This window comes from Pseudomonas sp. RIT-PI-q, assembly GCF_001297125.1.
In the GTDB taxonomy this organism is placed as follows: domain Bacteria; phylum Pseudomonadota; class Gammaproteobacteria; order Pseudomonadales; family Pseudomonadaceae; genus Aquipseudomonas.
This window is the reverse complement of sequence record NZ_LHPC01000051.1, coordinates 58,322-74,562: the sequence shown is the minus strand read 5'-3', so window position 1 is coordinate 74,562 and position 16,241 is coordinate 58,322. Positions and strand designations below refer to the sequence as shown.

The 16,241-nt window shown below is 60.0% G+C and carries 13 protein-coding genes; 10 read left to right on the top strand and 3 right to left on the bottom strand.

Annotated elements, in window-relative coordinates; translation table 11 throughout:
• Positions 1–11: 11 nt before the first annotated feature.
• Positions 12–1,994: a bifunctional tRNA (5-methylaminomethyl-2-thiouridine)(34)-methyltransferase MnmD/FAD-dependent 5-carboxymethylaminomethyl-2-thiouridine(34) oxidoreductase MnmC gene (gene mnmC, locus AEQ67_RS27000; protein ID WP_059406822.1), complete on the bottom strand. Its 1,983-nt coding sequence runs from the start codon at positions 1,992–1,994 to the stop codon at positions 12–14.
• 319 nt (positions 1,995–2,313) lie between these two features.
• On the opposite strand from mnmC, the gene pap reads away from it, so the two are divergent.
• On the top strand, positions 2,314–3,837 hold the full coding sequence (gene pap, locus AEQ67_RS26995; RefSeq protein WP_059406821.1) for a polyphosphate:AMP phosphotransferase: 1,524 nt from the start codon (positions 2,314–2,316) through the stop codon (positions 3,835–3,837).
• A gap of 102 nt (positions 3,838–3,939) precedes the next feature.
• Positions 3,940–5,124: a thiolase family protein gene (locus AEQ67_RS26990; protein ID WP_059406820.1), complete on the top strand. Its 1,185-nt coding sequence runs from the start codon at positions 3,940–3,942 to the stop codon at positions 5,122–5,124.
• Between the two features lie 129 nt (positions 5,125–5,253).
• Here AEQ67_RS26990 and AEQ67_RS26985 read toward each other — a convergent pair whose 3' ends face one another.
• On the bottom strand, positions 5,254–5,448 hold the full coding sequence (locus AEQ67_RS26985) for a DUF6316 family protein (RefSeq protein ID WP_059406819.1): 195 nt from the start codon (positions 5,446–5,448) through the stop codon (positions 5,254–5,256).
• Positions 5,449–5,658: 210 nt separating this feature from the next.
• Here AEQ67_RS26985 and AEQ67_RS26980 point away from each other — a divergent pair, with 210 nt between their 5' ends.
• Positions 5,659–6,618 carry a DMT family transporter gene (locus tag AEQ67_RS26980; RefSeq protein WP_059406818.1) on the top strand — a complete coding sequence of 320 codons (960 nt, stop codon included), beginning with the start codon at positions 5,659–5,661 and terminating at the stop codon, positions 6,616–6,618.
• 131 nt (positions 6,619–6,749) lie between these two features.
• Here AEQ67_RS26980 and AEQ67_RS26975 read toward each other — a convergent pair whose 3' ends face one another.
• Complete coding sequence (locus AEQ67_RS26975; RefSeq protein WP_059406817.1) at positions 6,750–8,144, bottom strand: class II fumarate hydratase; 1,395 nt, start codon at positions 8,142–8,144, stop codon at positions 6,750–6,752.
• Positions 8,145–8,337: 193 nt separating this feature from the next.
• Here AEQ67_RS26975 and AEQ67_RS26970 point away from each other — a divergent pair, with 193 nt between their 5' ends.
• From AEQ67_RS26970 to AEQ67_RS26940, 7 genes are all read left to right on the top strand, one after another.
• Positions 8,338–8,862: a DUF2059 domain-containing protein gene (locus AEQ67_RS26970; protein WP_056742489.1), complete on the top strand. Its 525-nt coding sequence runs from the start codon at positions 8,338–8,340 to the stop codon at positions 8,860–8,862.
• Positions 8,863–8,874: 12 nt separating this feature from the next.
• Complete coding sequence (locus tag AEQ67_RS26965) at positions 8,875–9,174, top strand: BolA family protein (RefSeq protein ID WP_059406816.1); 300 nt, start codon at positions 8,875–8,877, stop codon at positions 9,172–9,174.
• Positions 9,175–9,355: 181 nt separating this feature from the next.
• Positions 9,356–10,297 (top strand): oxygen-dependent tRNA uridine(34) hydroxylase TrhO, encoded by a 942-nt coding sequence (gene trhO / locus AEQ67_RS26960; protein ID WP_059406815.1) that lies wholly within the window; start codon positions 9,356–9,358, stop codon positions 10,295–10,297.
• A 39-nt stretch (positions 10,298–10,336) separates the two neighbouring features.
• On the top strand, positions 10,337–10,939 hold the full coding sequence (locus tag AEQ67_RS26955; protein ID WP_177333688.1) for a DsbA family protein: 603 nt from the start codon (positions 10,337–10,339) through the stop codon (positions 10,937–10,939).
• A complete protein-coding gene (locus tag AEQ67_RS26950; RefSeq protein ID WP_059406813.1) occupies positions 10,932–12,749 on the top strand; it encodes an ABC transporter ATP-binding protein in 1,818 nt (605 codons plus the stop codon). The genes AEQ67_RS26955 and AEQ67_RS26950 overlap by 8 nt, the downstream gene beginning before the upstream one ends.
• Before the next feature lie 125 nt (positions 12,750–12,874).
• A complete protein-coding gene (locus AEQ67_RS26945; RefSeq protein ID WP_059406812.1) occupies positions 12,875–15,334 on the top strand; it encodes an EAL domain-containing protein in 2,460 nt (819 codons plus the stop codon).
• Positions 15,335–15,412: 78 nt separating this feature from the next.
• Positions 15,413–16,174: a TenA family transcriptional regulator gene (locus AEQ67_RS26940; protein WP_442965677.1), complete on the top strand. Its 762-nt coding sequence runs from the start codon at positions 15,413–15,415 to the stop codon at positions 16,172–16,174.
• Positions 16,175–16,241 lie beyond the last annotated feature (67 nt).

Genomic DNA, 16,241 nt, shown 5'->3' with positions numbered 1-16,241 from the left:
AAGGCGCGGGGTCAGACTTTCCCGCGGACCAGTTGCCGGACCGCAAAACGGTTGGGATGACAGGCTTCGGCGACCGACTTGGGCAGCGGCAGGGGTTCGTTATCCAGCCATGCCGCCAGCAGCTCTCCCGACAGCGGGGCGGTGATCAGGCCGCGAGAACCGTGGCCGCTGTTGACGTAAAAACCGTCCAGCCAAGGGCAAGGAACATCGGGGACTTGCCGGGCGTCCTTGCTCAGTACCGCATAGGCATCGGCGAAGGCCGCTTGCTCGGCCAGCGGGCCGACGATCGGCAAGTAATCCGGGCTGGTGCAACGGAACGCGGCGCGTCCTTCAAGGTGTTGCGGGTCGAGGTCATGAGCGTGCAGACGGGTGGCCAGGTCGGTGGAAATCTCCTCAAGCAAGGCCAGGTTGCCGAGGTGTTCGGCGACGGTCGGAGTCAAGTCATCGCTCTTGAAATCGAAGCTGGCGCCGAGGGTGTGTTCACCCAGGCGAGCGGGTGCCACATAACCTTCGGCACACACCACCGTCGCCAGCGCCTGGCTTTCGCAGGTTTGCGCCAGGCGGGTAATTTGCCCACGGATGCGTTTGAGCGGCAGCTCGGCGCTTTGCGCAAAACGCTTGATCTCGGCGGCGCCGGCCAGAATCACTACCGGCGCACTGGCCAGCAGCGCATCACCGTCCCACGCTTGCCACTGATCATCGACCTTGCGCAGCTCAAGCACTTCACGGTGCGGCAGCCACTGAATATTCGTCGAGGACGCCTGCCAGTGGCACAACGCTGGCGGATGAACCCAGCCACCTTCCGGGTAGAACAGGCCACCGTGATCCAGGGCAATCCCGGCCTGCGCCTGAGCCTGAGGTTGATCGAGAATGTGCACCAGCTCTGGAGAGAACGCCGCCGCCAATTGCGCCTGACGCTCGGCTTCCTTGGCATTGAACGCCAGTTGCAGCACGCCACAATCATCCCAATCGACGCCTCGCTGCAGGTGTTCGAGCACACGGCGGGTGTAGCCAAAGCCACTGACGATCAGTTGCGACAGCGCCGTACCATGCGCCGAAAGCTTGAGGGACAGCACACCCTGAGGATTGCCCGAGGCTTCCTGCGCCAGGGCATCGTGACGCTCCAGCAGACTCACTTGCCAACCGCGCGCGGCCAGGCTCGCCGCGCTGGCGCAACCGGCCAGGCCGGCTCCGATCACCAGTGCACGACGTTCACCGGTCAACGGCTGCGGACGGGAAAACCATGGTTTTGTCGCGGCGGGCGCTGCTGCAGTTTCGGGCCAGCCGAGGAACACGCCGCGCAGGATTTCCCATTTGTGGCCGATGCCCGGTGTGCGCTTCATCTTGAAGCCCGCCGCATTCAACAGACGACGCACCCAGCCGGTGCTGGTGAAGGTGCTGATGGTCGAGCCGGGCGCGGCCAGACGCGCCAGTTCGGCAAACAGTTCGGCGGTCCACATGTCGGGGTTTTTCGCCGGGGCGAAACCGTCGAGAAACCAGGCGTCGATCTGTGCGTCCAGCTGTGGCAACTGTTCCAGCGCATCGCCGATCAGCAGGGTCAAGGTGACACGACCGTTGTCCAGCACCAGGCGCTGGAAGCCCTGATGGATCGCCACGTACTGCGCCAGCAGTTGATCGGCCAATGGCTTGAGCTCCGGCCACAAGGCCAGCGCCCGCTGCAGGTCAGGTTGGCTTAGCGGGTACTTTTCGACGCTGACAAAATGCATTCGCGCGCCGGCCACCGCGTGCTGCTCGAACAGCTGCCAGGCACACAGGAAATTCAGTCCGGTGCCGAAACCGGTCTCGCCAATCACTAGTCGACCGCCGACCGGTAACGCGGCGAAGCGTTCCTGCAAATGGTTTTGCTCAAGGAACACGTAGCGGGTTTCTTCAAGGCCCGACTTGTCCGAAAAATACACATCGTCGAACACCCGCGAACGCGGCAGACCTTGGTCATCCCAGTCGAGCTGGGCGTGGGGCAATACAGGTTTCATGGCAGGCTCGGCAACGACAAGGCGGCCATTCTAGCCGATCGCCAGCGGGGTGCTTGATCCATGGCAAGGCACGCGTGCGCAGACTCACCGAAAAACCTGTAGCAGCTGCCGAAGGCTGCGTTCGGCCGCGAAGCGGTCGTAAAATCAGCCAATGTATTTTTTCAGGCAAAACGCGGATTCAGGATTTACGACCGCTGCGCGGCCGAACGCAGCCTTCGGCAGCTGCTACATGAGTGCTCGTTATTACGAAGTAAGGGATTTCTCCCACGGATAAAGAGTCAATCCGCTAGTCTTGCTCAATCCTGGAAGGAGCCGTCCCATGTTCGAATCTGCTGAAATCGGTCACGCCATCGACAAAGAAACCTACGACGCCGAAGTACCGGTCCTGCGTGAAGCCTTGCTGGACGCTCAGTTCGAACTTCAACAGCAAGGCCGTTTTCCGGTGATCGTGCTGATCAACGGCATCGAAGGCGCCGGTAAAGGCGAGACAGTCAAGTTGCTCAACGAGTGGATGGACCCGCGCCTGATCGAGGTCCGCACCTTTGATCAGCAGACCGACGAAGAACTGGCGCGGCCACCGGCCTGGCGCTACTGGCGGATGCTCCCGGCCAAGGGCCGCATGGGGATTTTCTTCGGCAACTGGTACAGCCAGATGCTGCAAGGCCGGGTTCATGGCTTGTTCAAGGACGCGGTGCTCGATCAGTCGATCAACCAGTCCGAGCGTTTTGAAAAAATGCTCTGCGACGAAGGCGCGCTGATCTTCAAGTTCTGGTTTCACCTCTCCAAGAAGCAAATGAACGCGCGCCTCAAGGCGCTGGCGGATGACCCGCTGCACAGCTGGCGCATCAGTCCGCTGGACTGGCAGCAATCGAAAACCTACGACAAGTTCGTCAAGTACGGTGAACGCGTGTTGCGTCGCACCAGCCGCGACTACGCGCCTTGGCATGTGATTGAAGGTGTCGACGCTCATTACCGCAGCCTGGCGGTCGGCCAAATCCTGCTCGAAGGCCTGCAAAATGCCCTCAAGCGTTCCGAGGTCCATCCGGACAAGGTCAATGCCGCGCCGCTACCCATTCATGTTGATCAGTTGAACCTGCTCGACAGCCTGGATTTGACCCAAAGCCTGGAAAAGGACGATTACGAAGAGCAACTGATTACCGAGCAGGCGCGTTTTTCCGGGTTGATGCGCGACAAACGCATGCGTCGGCATGCCCTGGTGGCGGTGTTCGAAGGTAATGATGCGGCAGGCAAGGGCGGGGCGATTCGCCGGGTCGCGGCAGCACTCGATCCGCGCCAATACAGCATCGTGCCGATTGCCGCACCCACCGAAGAAGAACGGGCTCAACCTTATTTGTGGCGGTTCTGGCGGCACATTCCGGCCAAGGGCAAGTTCACTGTGTTCGACCGTTCCTGGTATGGCCGGGTGTTGGTGGAGCGTATTGAAGGTTTCTGCCCGCCGGCGGACTGGCTGCGGGCCTACAGCGAAATCAACGATTTCGAAGAGCAGATCGCCGAGTCAGGCGTCATCGTCGTCAAGTTCTGGCTGGCCATCGACAAGCAGACGCAACTGGAGCGTTTCCAGGCGCGAGAAGAGATCCCTTTCAAACGCTTCAAGATCACCGAAGACGACTGGCGCAACCGCGACAAATGGGATGCCTACCGCGCGGCGGTCGGCGACATGGTCGATCGCACCAGCACCGAGATTTCGCCCTGGACCCTGGTAGAAGCCAATGACAAGCGCTGGGCGCGGGTCAAGGTCCTGCGCACCATCAACCATGCGCTGGAAGAAGCCTTCGAAAAGTCCGACAAGCACGACAAGAAGGCGAAGCGACACACGAAGTGATCCGATGGTTACGCATACGCGGGGTGAATGATTGTCGCGGTCGGTTATGAGGTGGACTTATGCTCGGTCCACTCTCAACCGACAACAACAATGAGGTATGCCATGCGTGAAGTGGTGATCGTCGACAGCGTGCGGACCGGCCTGGCCAAATCCTTTCGCGGCAAGTTCAACCAGACCCGTCCGGACGACATGGCGGCGCACTGCGTCAACGCGTTGTTGGCGCGCACGGGCATCGACCCGGCCAGCGTCGAGGATTGCATCGTCGGCGCCGGCTCCAACGAAGGCGCCCAGGGTTTTAACATCGGACGCAACGTTGCGGTGCTCTCGCGTTTGGGCATCGGCACTGCCGGCATGACCCTCAATCGCTTCTGCTCGTCGGGCTTGCAGGCGATCGCCATCGCCGCCAACCAGATTGCCTCGGGTTGCAGCGACATCATCGTCGCCGGTGGCGTCGAGTCCATCAGCCTGACCATGAAAAGCGTCAACACTGACAATCTGATCAACCCGCTGCTGAAAGAGCAGGTGCCAGGCATCTACTTCCCGATGGGCCAGACCGCCGAAATCGTCGCGCGCCGTTACAACGTCAGCCGTGAAGAACAGGATGTGTACGCCCTGCAAAGCCAGCAACGCACCGCCCAGGCTCAGGCAGCCGGGTTGTTCGACGATGAAATCGTGCCGATGGCGGTGAAGTATCGGGTTGAGGACAAGGTCACCGGTCAGGTGCAGATCCTCGACGGCATCGTCGATCGCGACGACTGCAATCGCCCGGACACCACGCTGGAAAGCCTGGCGGGTTTGAAGCCGGTGTTTGCTGAAGACGGGTCGGTCACGGCCGGCAACTCTTCGCAACTGTCTGACGGCGCTTCCATGACCCTGGTGATGAGCTTGGAAAAAGCCCTGGAACTGGGGCTGAAGCCGAAAGCGTTCTTCCGTGGCTTTGCGGTGGCCGGCTGTGAACCGGATGAAATGGGCATCGGCCCGGTGTTTTCAGTGCCGAAGTTGCTCAAGGCCAAAGGTTTGCAAATTGCCGATATCGACCTGTGGGAGCTCAATGAAGCGTTTGCCTCGCAGTGCTTGTACAGCCGCAACCGGTTGGAGATCGATAACGACAAGTACAACGTCAATGGCGGCTCGATTTCCATCGGTCACCCGTTCGGCATGACCGGGTCGCGTCAGGTGGGGCATATCGTGCGGGAGTTGCAGCGGCGCAACTTGCGTTACGGCGTGGTGACCATGTGTGTCGGGGGCGGGATGGGGGCGACCGGGTTGTTTGAGGCGGTGCGTTAACTCTTTCGGAGTTTGTAGCGACTGTTGGATGGCTATCGCGGGCAAGCCCGCTCCCACAGTGAATGGCGGCGATCACAACTATCGTGTACGCCACAGAATCTGTGGGAGCGGGCTTGCCCGCGATGCGGTCTATAGGCTCATGCGCAAAAGCAGCATCCGCTCGATGTAGGCCTGAATCGCGCGCGCCGCCTTCTGCGGATTTTCAAACGGCCCCTCCAGGGTGTTTTCCCGGGTGCTGAAGTACAACTCCCCATTCACACGACACATCCGGTCACTGCGAAAGTGCGTGGCGGGGGCGTGGTCCTGGGCGCGCATGCCGTACATGGCGATCTCCTGAGGGATGTTCCGGTTGGCGAATTCAATGAGCTTATGCAGGAACCCTTTGCGACGCCTGGCCAACCGATCGACGGCATGTCGCCCGGTCAGCGTTGCGACCTGCACAGTTTCATTCGCGGCTAACGGCCAACTGTCCCTGTGTGCCGCACGGCTCTGCGCCTAGAATGACGCTTCTCGCTACTTGGCTTTGGGGTTCGCATGCACATTTCATCGGGTCGCTGGGTTTACGGTCTGTGCCTGGCCTTGTTGACCGCGTTGTTGTGGGGAATCCTGCCGATCAAACTCAAGCAAGTGCTGCTGGTGATGGACCCGGTGACAGTGACCTGGTTTCGCCTGATCGTGTCCGGCGGGTGCCTGTTCATTTACCTGGCGGCAACCAAACGCCTGCCGAGCCGCAAAGTGCTTGGTCCGCGCGGAGGCTGGCTGGTATTGATGGCGGTGCTCGGTCTAGTGGGCAACTACGTGCTGTATTTGATGGGCCTGAACCTGCTCAGCCCCGGCACTGCGCAATTGGTGGTGCAGATGGGCCCGATCATGTTGCTGATCGCCAGCCTGTTTGTGTTCAAGGAGCGGTTCAGCGTGGGGCAGGCGATTGGCCTGCTGGTGCTGCTGATCGGCTTCGCGTTGTTTTTTAATCAGCGCTTGGCCGAGTTGCTGACCTCGCTGACCGATTACACCGCTGGCGTGCTGATGGTGCTGCTGGCTTCGACGGTCTGGACCTTTTACGCGCTAGGGCAAAAACAGTTGCTGACGGTGTGGAATTCATTGCAGGTGATGATGGTGATCTACCTGTTCTGTGCGCTGTTGCTGACGCCGTGGGTGCATCCGCTGGAAGCGCTGCAACTGAGCCCGCTGCAAGGCTGGCTGCTGCTGGCGTGCTGCATGAATACCCTGGTTGCCTATGGCGCGTTTGCCGAGGCGTTGGCTCACTGGGAAGCTTCGCGGGTGAGTGCGACGCTGGCGATCACGCCGCTGGTGACCTTCGTCGCCGTGGCAATCGCGGCGTGGTTGTGGCCGGAGTATGTGCATGCCGAGACGATCAATGGTCTGGGGTATGGCGGGGCGGTGCTGGTGGTCGTGGGGTCGGCGCTGGTGGCGTTGGGGCCGTCATTGATTGCCGGGCTTCGGGCGCGGAAGGTACGGATGGCGGCCAGTTAAACCGCGTCATCGTTCTTCGCGGGCAAGCCTCGCTCCTACAGGATTTGTGCCGGTCACAATTTCCATGAACGACACAAATCCTGTAGGAGCGAGGCTTGCCCGCGAAGGCTGACTATCAGTCACTGCAGGTCTCAGCCCTTGGCCCCCGCCTCGAGCATATTCTCCGGCCTTACCCACGCATCAAACTGTTCATCGGTCAGATACCCTAGCTGCAATGCCGCCTCACGCAAGGTCAGCCCTTCGCTGTACGCCTTCTTGGCAATTTCCGCCGATTTGTCATAACCGATGTGCGGATTGAGTGCCGTCACCAACATCAACCCACGCTCCAGATGTTCCGCCATTTTCGCCGCATCCGGCTCCAGGCCGGCGATGCAATGCTGCTGGAAGTTGCTGCAGCCATCGCCCAGCAGGCGGATCGATTGCAGCAAATTGTGGATGATCACCGGCTTGAACACGTTCAATTGCAAGTGCCCCTGACTCGCGGCAAAACCAATCGCAACGTCGTTGCCCAAAACCTGGCAAGCGAGCATCGACAGGGCTTCGCACTGGGTCGGGTTGACCTTGCCGGGCATGATCGAGCTGCCTGGTTCGTTGGCCGGCAGCTTCACTTCGGCGAAACCGGCGCGCGGCCCGGAGCCCAACAGGCGCAGGTCGTTGGCGATTTTCATCAGGGTTACGGCAAGGGTTTTCAGCGCGCCGGACAGCGTGGTCAGCGGCTCATGGCCGGCCAGCGCCGCGAATTTGTTCGGTGCGGTGACGAATGGCAGACCGCTGAGGGCGGCCAGTTCGGCGGCAATCGCTTCGCCAAAACCGTGTGGCGAGTTCAGCCCGGTGCCGACGGCGGTGCCGCCCTGAGCCAGTTCACAGACCGCCGGCAATGCGCTGCGGATCGCCCGTTCGGCGTAATCCAGTTGCGCTATGAACGCCGAGACTTCTTGACCAAAGGTAATCGGCGTCGCGTCCATCATGTGCGTGCGGCCGGTCTTGACCAGTTTCATGTGCCGCGCAGACAGCTCCGCCAATCCACCCGACAGTTCGTTGATCGCCGGCAGCAAATGCTGTTGCACGGCCTGCGCCGCAGCGATGTGCATGGCGGTGGGGAAGCAGTCGTTGGAACTTTGCGAGCGATTGACGTGGTCGTTGGGGTGCACCGGCGACTTGCCGCCACGCGGGTTGCCGGCCAGTTCGTTGGCACGCCCGGCGATCACTTCGTTGACGTTCATGTTGCTCTGGGTGCCGCTGCCGGTCTGCCAGACCACCAGCGGGAATTGGTCGTCGTGGCTGCCGTCGAGCACTTCGTCGGCGGCTTGTTCGATCAGCCGGGCGATGTCGGCGGGCAGGTCGCCATTGCGGTCGTTGACCCGTGCCGCGGCTTTCTTGATCAGCGCCAAGGCATGCAGCACGGCCAGCGGCATTTTTTCGTTGCCGATGGCGAAGTTGATCAGCGAGCGTTGCGTCTGAGCGCCCCAGTAGGCTTCATCCGGGACTTCCACCTGGCCAAGGCTGTCGGTTTCGATACGGCTCATCATGCACACTCCTGTAGGTCTGATAGCGCAGTTTAGGCCGTGATCGCCGGCCGTGGTTCCATCAGTCTGGTTTTTGACCATTCAACCCCTCTAAATCAGGCCCGACAAGGCTTGGGGTTGAGTGACACACTTTTTTAGGTGCAGAATGGTCGCCCTTGGGGTAATGACCTCGCCTGCTAGAAAAGGAAACTCGATGACTCGTCTTCGTGCCATCTGTACCGCGGTTGCACTGGTTTGCGCCAGCGGCCCTGTTTTTGCCGATACCGCCAGCCACAACGCCAGTGCCGAAGCTTTCCTGACTCTGGCGCACGCTGACAAATTGGGCACTCCGGTGTACATGCAAGTGCAGCAAATGTTCGCTCAGCGCTTTGAACAGACCAAAGCCCCTGAATCGAAAAAAGCCTTGCTGGAAACCTATCAGGCCAAGGCCAATGCAGCTCTGGACGCAGCCATTGGCTGGAACAAGCTGAAGCCGGACATGGTCAAGCTCTACACCACCAACTTCAGCGAATCCGAGCTCAAAGACCTGGTTGCCTTCTACCAGTCGCCACTGGGCAAGAAAGTCCTGGAAAAAATGCCACAGCTGACTCAGCAATCGGCCCAGATGACTCAAGCCAAGCTGGAAAGCGCGGTGCCTGTGGTCAACAAACTGCTGGCTGACATGACTGCCGAGCTGGAGCCTAAAGGCGCCGCCGCTCCAGCCAAGAAAAAGCCTTAACCGGAGTTCGGTATGACCATGCAACAACGCATCGAATCGACGCTAGGACTGTTGCAGCCCTTGCATTTGCAAGTGCTGGATGAAAGCCACATGCACAGCCGTGGGTTGCAAACTCATTACAAGGCGGTGGTGGTCAGCCAGCAGTTCGAAGGGCTCAATCGCGTCAAGCGTCACCAGAAAGTCTACGGCACGCTCGGCGAGCTGATGGGCGAGTTCCATGCGTTGGCGCTGCATACCTACACGCCTGAAGAATGGGCACAGATCGACGCGGCTCCGGCCTCGCCAACCTGTGCTGGCGGCAGCAAACACTGAAATTACCCCCTGTAGGAGCCGGCTTGCCGGCGAAGGCGTCCTTGAAATCGCCATCGCCGGCAAGCCGTGCTCCTACAGGGAGGGTTATTTTTGTTAGAATGCCCAACGCGCCGCTTACCCGGCGCGTTTTTTTTCGCATCCGGTTCACCCTTTACGAGGGTAGCCACCTGGAGAAACACCCATGACACAACAGATTGTCGTGGCGGCACTGTATAAGTTCGTCACCCTGGAAGATTACGTCGCCCTGCGCGAGCCACTGCTGCAAGCAATGGTCGACAACGGCATCAAAGGCACGTTGCTGATCGCCGAAGAAGGCATCAACGGCACCGTGTCCGGCAGTCGCGAAGGCATCGACGGGCTGATGGCCTGGCTCAAGAACGATCCGCGTATGGACGACATCGACCACAAAGAGTCGTACTGCGACGAGCAGCCGTTCTATCGCACCAAGGTCAAACTGAAGAAAGAAATCGTCACCCTCGGCGTCGAAGGCGTGGACCCGAACAAGAAGGTCGGCACCTACGTCGATCCAGAGAACTGGAACGCACTGATCAGCGATCCAGAGGTGCTGTTGATCGACACCCGCAACGACTACGAAGTCTCGATCGGCACCTTCGAAGGCGCCATCGATCCGAAGACAACAAGCTTTCGCGAATTCCCCGACTACATCAAAGCCCATTTCGACCCGGCCGTGCACAAGAAAGTCGCGATGTTCTGCACCGGCGGCATTCGTTGCGAAAAGGCCTCGAGCTACATGCTCAGCCAGGGCTTCGATGAGGTCTATCACCTCAAGGGCGGCATTCTGAAGTACCTCGAAGAGGTGCCGCAGGCAGAAACCAAATGGCAGGGCGACTGCTTTGTGTTCGACAACCGCGTGACCGTTCGCCATGACCTCAGCGAAGGCGACTACGATCAATGCCATGCCTGTCGTACCCCCGTCAGCGTTGAAGACCGCACATCCGAGCACTATGTGGCTGGCATCAGTTGCCCCCATTGCTGGGATAAGCTGAGCGAGAAAACCCGTCGCAGTGCCATCGACCGGCAAAAGCAGATCGAATTGGCCAAGGCTCGCAACATGCCTCACCCGATCGGCTACAACTACAAGCAAACACCTTCCGAGGCTTGAACCATGTCTGCGCGCCGCCTGCTCTATGTGATGGACCCAATGTGTTCCTGGTGCTGGGGCTTTGCGCCGGTTGCCAATGCGCTGGTCGAGCAGGCGCAGGCAGCGGGTGTGGATGTGCATCTGGTGGTGGGCGGTTTGCGCACCGGCAGTGGTTCGGCGCTGGAGCCGACCACCCGGCGCTATATTCTTGAACACTGGCAGGCGGTCACCGAGGCCACCGGCCAGCCGTTCAAGCGCGAAGGCGCGCTGCCGGACGGCTTTGTCTACGACACCGAGCCTGCCTGTCGGGCGCTGGTGACGGCGCGCAGCCTGGCGCCGGATTGCGCGTGGAAACTGCTCGGGCTGATTCAGCACGCGTTTTACGCTGAAGGGCGCGATGTCACCCACGCCAGTGTTCTGGTGGAGTTGGCGGAGCAGGCCGGTCTGCCGCGTATCGAGTTCGCCGCCGCGTTCGACCGTGCCGACATGCACGCCGCAACCGCTGCCGATTTCACCTGGGTCCAGGACCTGGGCATTGCCGGTTTCCCTACTTTGCTCGCAGAGCGTGATGGTCAATTGGCGTTGTTGACCAATGGCTATCAACCTCTGAGCGTACTGTCACCGCTGCTCGGCCGTTGGCTGGAGCGCGCTGCCTGTGCATGATCTGCCCGACAACGCCGCAACCGCTCCACGTGTCGATCGTCTGAGCTGGGCGGAAATCCGTCGGCTGGCCCTTCATCACAAGAAATCCCTGTGGATCGCCAACGGCGTGGCCGTGCTGGCGACCCTTTGCAGCGTGCCAATCCCCTTGCTTCTGCCGTTGCTGGTGGACGAAGTCCTGCTGGGACACGGTGATGCCGCGCTGAAGATCATGAACCACGCACTGCCTGATGGCTGGCAGAAAGCGGCGGGCTACATTGGCCTGATGCTGCTGGTGACCTTGACCCTGCGCTGCGCGGCATTGCTGTTCAACGTGGTGCAGGCGCGGTTGTTCGCGGCGCTGGCCAAGGACATCGTGTACCGCATTCGCGTGCGCCTGATCGAACGCCTTAAGCGTATCTCCCTGGGTGAGTACGAAAGCCTGGGCAGCGGCACGGTGACCACGCACCTGGTGACCGACCTCGACACCCTCGACAAATTCGTCGGCGAAACCCTCAGCCGCTTCCTCGTGGCGATGCTCACGCTGGTCGGCACCGCCGGCATTCTGGTGTGGATGCATTGGCAACTGGCACTGTTGATCCTGCTGTTCAACCCGTTGGTGATCTACGCCACAGTGCTGTTGGGCAAGCGGGTCAAGCACCTGAAGAAACTCGAGAACGACAGCACTTCGCGCTTCACCCAGGCGCTGACTGAAACCCTCGATGCCATTCAGGAAGTGCGCGCCGGCAACCGTCAGGGCTTTTTCCTCGGGCGCCTCGGCCAGCGGGCTCGGGAAGTGCGCGATTACGCGGTGAACTCCCAGTGGAAAACCGATGCATCGAACCGTGCCAGCGGTTTGCTGTTCCAGTTCGGTATCGATATTTTCCGCGCGGCGGCGATGCTCACCGTGCTGTTTTCCGACCTGTCCATCGGCCAGATGCTGGCGGTGTTCAGCTACCTGTGGTTCATGATCGGTCCGGTGGAACAACTGCTGAACCTGCAATATGCCTACTACGCGGCCGGTGGCGCGCTGTCGAGAATCAATGAGTTGCTGGCCCGTGCCGATGAGCCTGAATATCCGGGGGGTGTCGACCCGTTTAACGGTCGCGAGACTGTGGGTATCGAAGTCCAGGGTTTGAGTTTCGGTTATGGCGACGAGTTGGTGTTGAACCAGATGGACCTGTCCATCGCCCCCGGCGAAAAAGTCGCGATCGTCGGCGCCAGCGGTGGCGGCAAGAGCACGCTGGTGCAATTGCTGCTGGGCTTGTACACGCCGTTGGCCGGGACCATCCGCTTCGGTGGCTCGACCCAGCAAGAGATCGGCCTGGACACCGTGCGGGAAAATGTCGCCGTGGTCCTGCAACACCCGGCGCTGTTCAACGACACCGTGCGGGCCAACCTGACCATGGGCCGCGAACGCAGCGACGAGGCCTGCTGGCAGGCACTGGAAATTGCCCAGCTGCACACCACGGTTCGTGAGTTGCCCAATGGCCTGGACAGTATCGTCGGGCGTTCCGGCGTGCGCTTGTCGGGCGGTCAGCGTCAACGGCTGGCGATTGCGCGAATGGTCCTGGCCGAGCCCAAGGTGGTGATTCTCGATGAGGCCACGTCGGCGCTGGACGCGGCCACCGAATACAACCTGCACCAGGCGCTGGCGCGTTTCCTGAGCAACCGCACCACGCTGATCATTGCCCATCGACTTTCCGCGGTGAAACAAGCTGACCGTGTGCTGGTGTTCGACGGCGGGCAAATTGCCGAGGATGGCGACCACCAGCAATTGATTGCCGAGGGTGGTTTGTACGCCAAGCTGTATGGGCATTTGCAGCAGTTGTAGCCACACGGGCCACACCCTGCCAGCAGGGCGAGGTTTGCCGCTTGCCGGGAGCGGAATCGCCACCTAGTCTAGCGGTAGCGATCTTGTCCGGACGACGATCGAGCAGTGCTAAAACAAGGGACCTCATGAATCAAACGCGGACTCTCGGAACGCCACGGTTGTTGGGCATCGTCTGGCCATTCATCGCCGTTGTGTTATTTCAGGCCCTGCTGGGCGGCGTCAGCCTGTACGTTCTGTCGGCGGTCCGCGGCTACGTCGCCGGTGAAAGCCTGTGGTCCAAGGGCCAGAAAGACGCCATCTATTACCTCAATCTGTACGCCGACAGCCGCGACGAATCGATTTTTGTCAAATACCAGAACGCCATTTCCGTGCCTCAGGGCGGCCATGAATTGCGCGTGGCCCTGGATCAGCAGCCACCCAATATCGAGGCGGCACGACTGGCCATCCTCAAGGGCGGCAACCACCCGGATGACGTTTCCAGCCTGATCTGGCTGTACCTCAATTTCCGGCACTTCAGTTACCTCGAAAAAGCCATCGACCGCTGGACAGTGGGCGACGCGTACCTGGTGCAACTCGACAATGTTGCGCAGGAGATGCATCAGCACATCGCCGCGAGCCAGGCCTCCGAGGCCGACGTCAAGCGCTGGAGGGAGCAGATATTTGCCATCAACGATGGCGTGAGTCCGGCGGCCAAAGCGTTCAGCGATGCCTTGGGCGAAGGCTCCCGCGTCATCCTGCGCCTGCTGTTGGTGACCAACCTCGCCACCGCGCTGGGCTTGATTGCGTTGGCCTTGATGCGCACGCACAAATTGCTCAAGCAGCGCCATGCGTTCGCCGAAGCCCTGCAACTGGAGAAAGACCGGGCGCAGATCACCTTGCAGTCGATTGGTGATGGGGTGATTACCACGGATGTCGCCGGCGCGATTGCCTACATGAACCCGGCGGCCGAGGCGTTGACCCACTGGAAGGCTGAACAGGCCACGGGGCTGCCGTTGGCGGCGTTGTTCAATCTGCTGGACGAGAACGCCCAGGCCGATGGATTTACGCTGATCGAGCACATTTTGAGTGGTCAACTCAGCGGTGGCAGCGAGCATTCCAAGTTGATCCAGCGCCTGGACGGCAGCACGGTGTCGGTGACCCTGGTCGGTGCGCCGATCCGCAATGCCGGCAAAGTCAGCGGCACCGTGCTGGTGCTGCACGACATGACCCAGGAGCGCCAATACATCGCCAATCTGTCGTGGCAGGCAACCCATGATGCCTTGACCGGACTGGCCAACCGCCGCGAGTTCGAATATCGCCTGGAACAGGCACTGCATAACCTGACGCGACATTCGGGGCGCCATGCCCTGATGTTCCTCGATCTGGACCAGTTCAAACTGGTCAACGACACCTGCGGTCACGCGGCGGGTGACGAGTTGCTGCGGCATATCTGCGCGTTGCTGCAATCGGGTTTGCGCGAAGGCGATACCCTGGCCCGGCTGGGCGGCGATGAGTTCGGCATCCTGCTGGAGAACTGTGCACCGGAGTCGGCGGAGAAGATCGCCGAGAGCCTGCGCCAGACCGTGCAGAACCTGCACTTCGTGTGGAAAGGTCGACCGTTCGTGACCACCGTGAGTATCGGGCTGGTGCATGTCACTCAGAACCCGACCACCCTCGAAGCCTCGCTGCGTGCGGCCGACATGGCGTGCTACATGGCCAAGGAAAAGGGCCGCAACCGCGTTCAGGTCTATCACGCCGACGATTCGGAACTGTCACTGCGCTTCGGCGAGATGGCGTGGGTGCAGCGCTTACACATTGCGCTGGAGGAAAACCGCTTCTGTCTGTACTCCCAGGAAATCGCGCCCCTGGGCCATACCGAGAAGGGCGGTGGGCATATCGAAATCCTTTTGCGCCTGCACGACGAAGCCGGACGCATGATTCTGCCCGACAGTTTTATTCCGGCTGCTGAACGTTATGGTTTGATGACGTCTCTTGACCGCTGGGTTGTCGAGAACGTGTTCAAGATCATCGCTCAATGTATTGCTGAAAAGCGCAAAGGGCCGTTGGCGATGTGTGCGATAAATCTGTCAGGCACGACCATCGGCGATGAGGCATTTCTGGACTTCTTGCGTGAACAATTTGTTGCTTATTCCATACCGCCGGAAATGATTTGTTTTGAAATTACTGAAACCAGCGCGATTTCAAATCTCGGAAGTGCAATCAGATTTATCAATGAACTCAAAGGCTTGGGATGCCATTTTTCTCTGGACGATTTTTGTGCCGGAATGTCCTCGTTCGCCTACCTGAAACATTTGCCTGTAGACTTCCTGAAGATCGACGGGAGTTTCGTAAAGGATATGCTGGACGACCCGATTAACCGCGCCATGGTCGAAGTGATCAATCACATCGGCCATGTAATGGGTAAACGTACGATTGCCGAGTTTGTAGAAACACCCCAGATCGAGCAGGCATTGCTGGAGATCGGGGTCGATTACGCTCAAGGGTATGTTATTGAACGCCCGCATTTGTTTACCTGCGACAGTTTACAAAGTCGTCCCGCCCGGCCTCAGCCTTTGTTGTTCAAGGCGCCTGGCACGTTCCGTTGAAATCTCTTGCTGATCCTTACAATCACAATCAAAAGGAGCCCGACAGTGATCGACACATTCAACCGAACCGGACCACTCATGGAAGCTGCAAGTTATCCCGCCTGGGCTCAGCGCCTGATCCAGGATTGCAGCGAGAGCAAGCGCCGGGTTGTCGAACACGAGCTGTATCAGCGTATGCGTGATAACAAACTCAGCGCAAAAACCATGCGCCAGTACCTGATTGGTGGCTGGCCGGTGGTCGAACAGTTCGCGTTATATATGGCACAAAACCTGACCAAGACCCGCTTTGCCCGCCATCCCGGCGAGGACATGGCGCGCCGCTGGCTGATGCGCAACATTCGTGTCGAATTGAACCACGCCGATTACTGGGTGCACTGGAGCCGTGCTCACGGTGTCAGCCTGGACGATCTGCAAGCGCAACAGGTTGCCCCTGAACTTCACGCCTTGAGCCACTGGTGCTGGCACACCAGTTCGGCGGATTCGCTGATCGTGGCGATTGCCGCCACCAACTACGCCATTGAAGGTGCGACCGGGGAGTGGTCGGCGCTGGTCTGTTCCAGTGGCGTCTACGCGGCATCGTTCCCGGAAGAAGATCGCAAGCGGGCCATGAAGTGGTTGAAGATGCACGCCCAATATGACGATGCCCACCCGTGGGAAGCCCTGGAAATCATCTGCACGCTGGCGGGTATGAACCCGAGTAAGTCCCTGCAAGTGGAATTGCGCCAGGCAGTCTGCAAGAGCTACGACTACATGTTCTTGTTCCTGGAGCGCTGCATGCAACTGGAACACGGCGAAAGAACACCGGTAGCCCGTGAGCGGATGGAGCTGGCTGAAAGCTGATCTGAAGAGCACGCAATAAAACTGTGGGAGCGAGCCTGCTCGCGAAAGCGGACTATCAGTCAACATC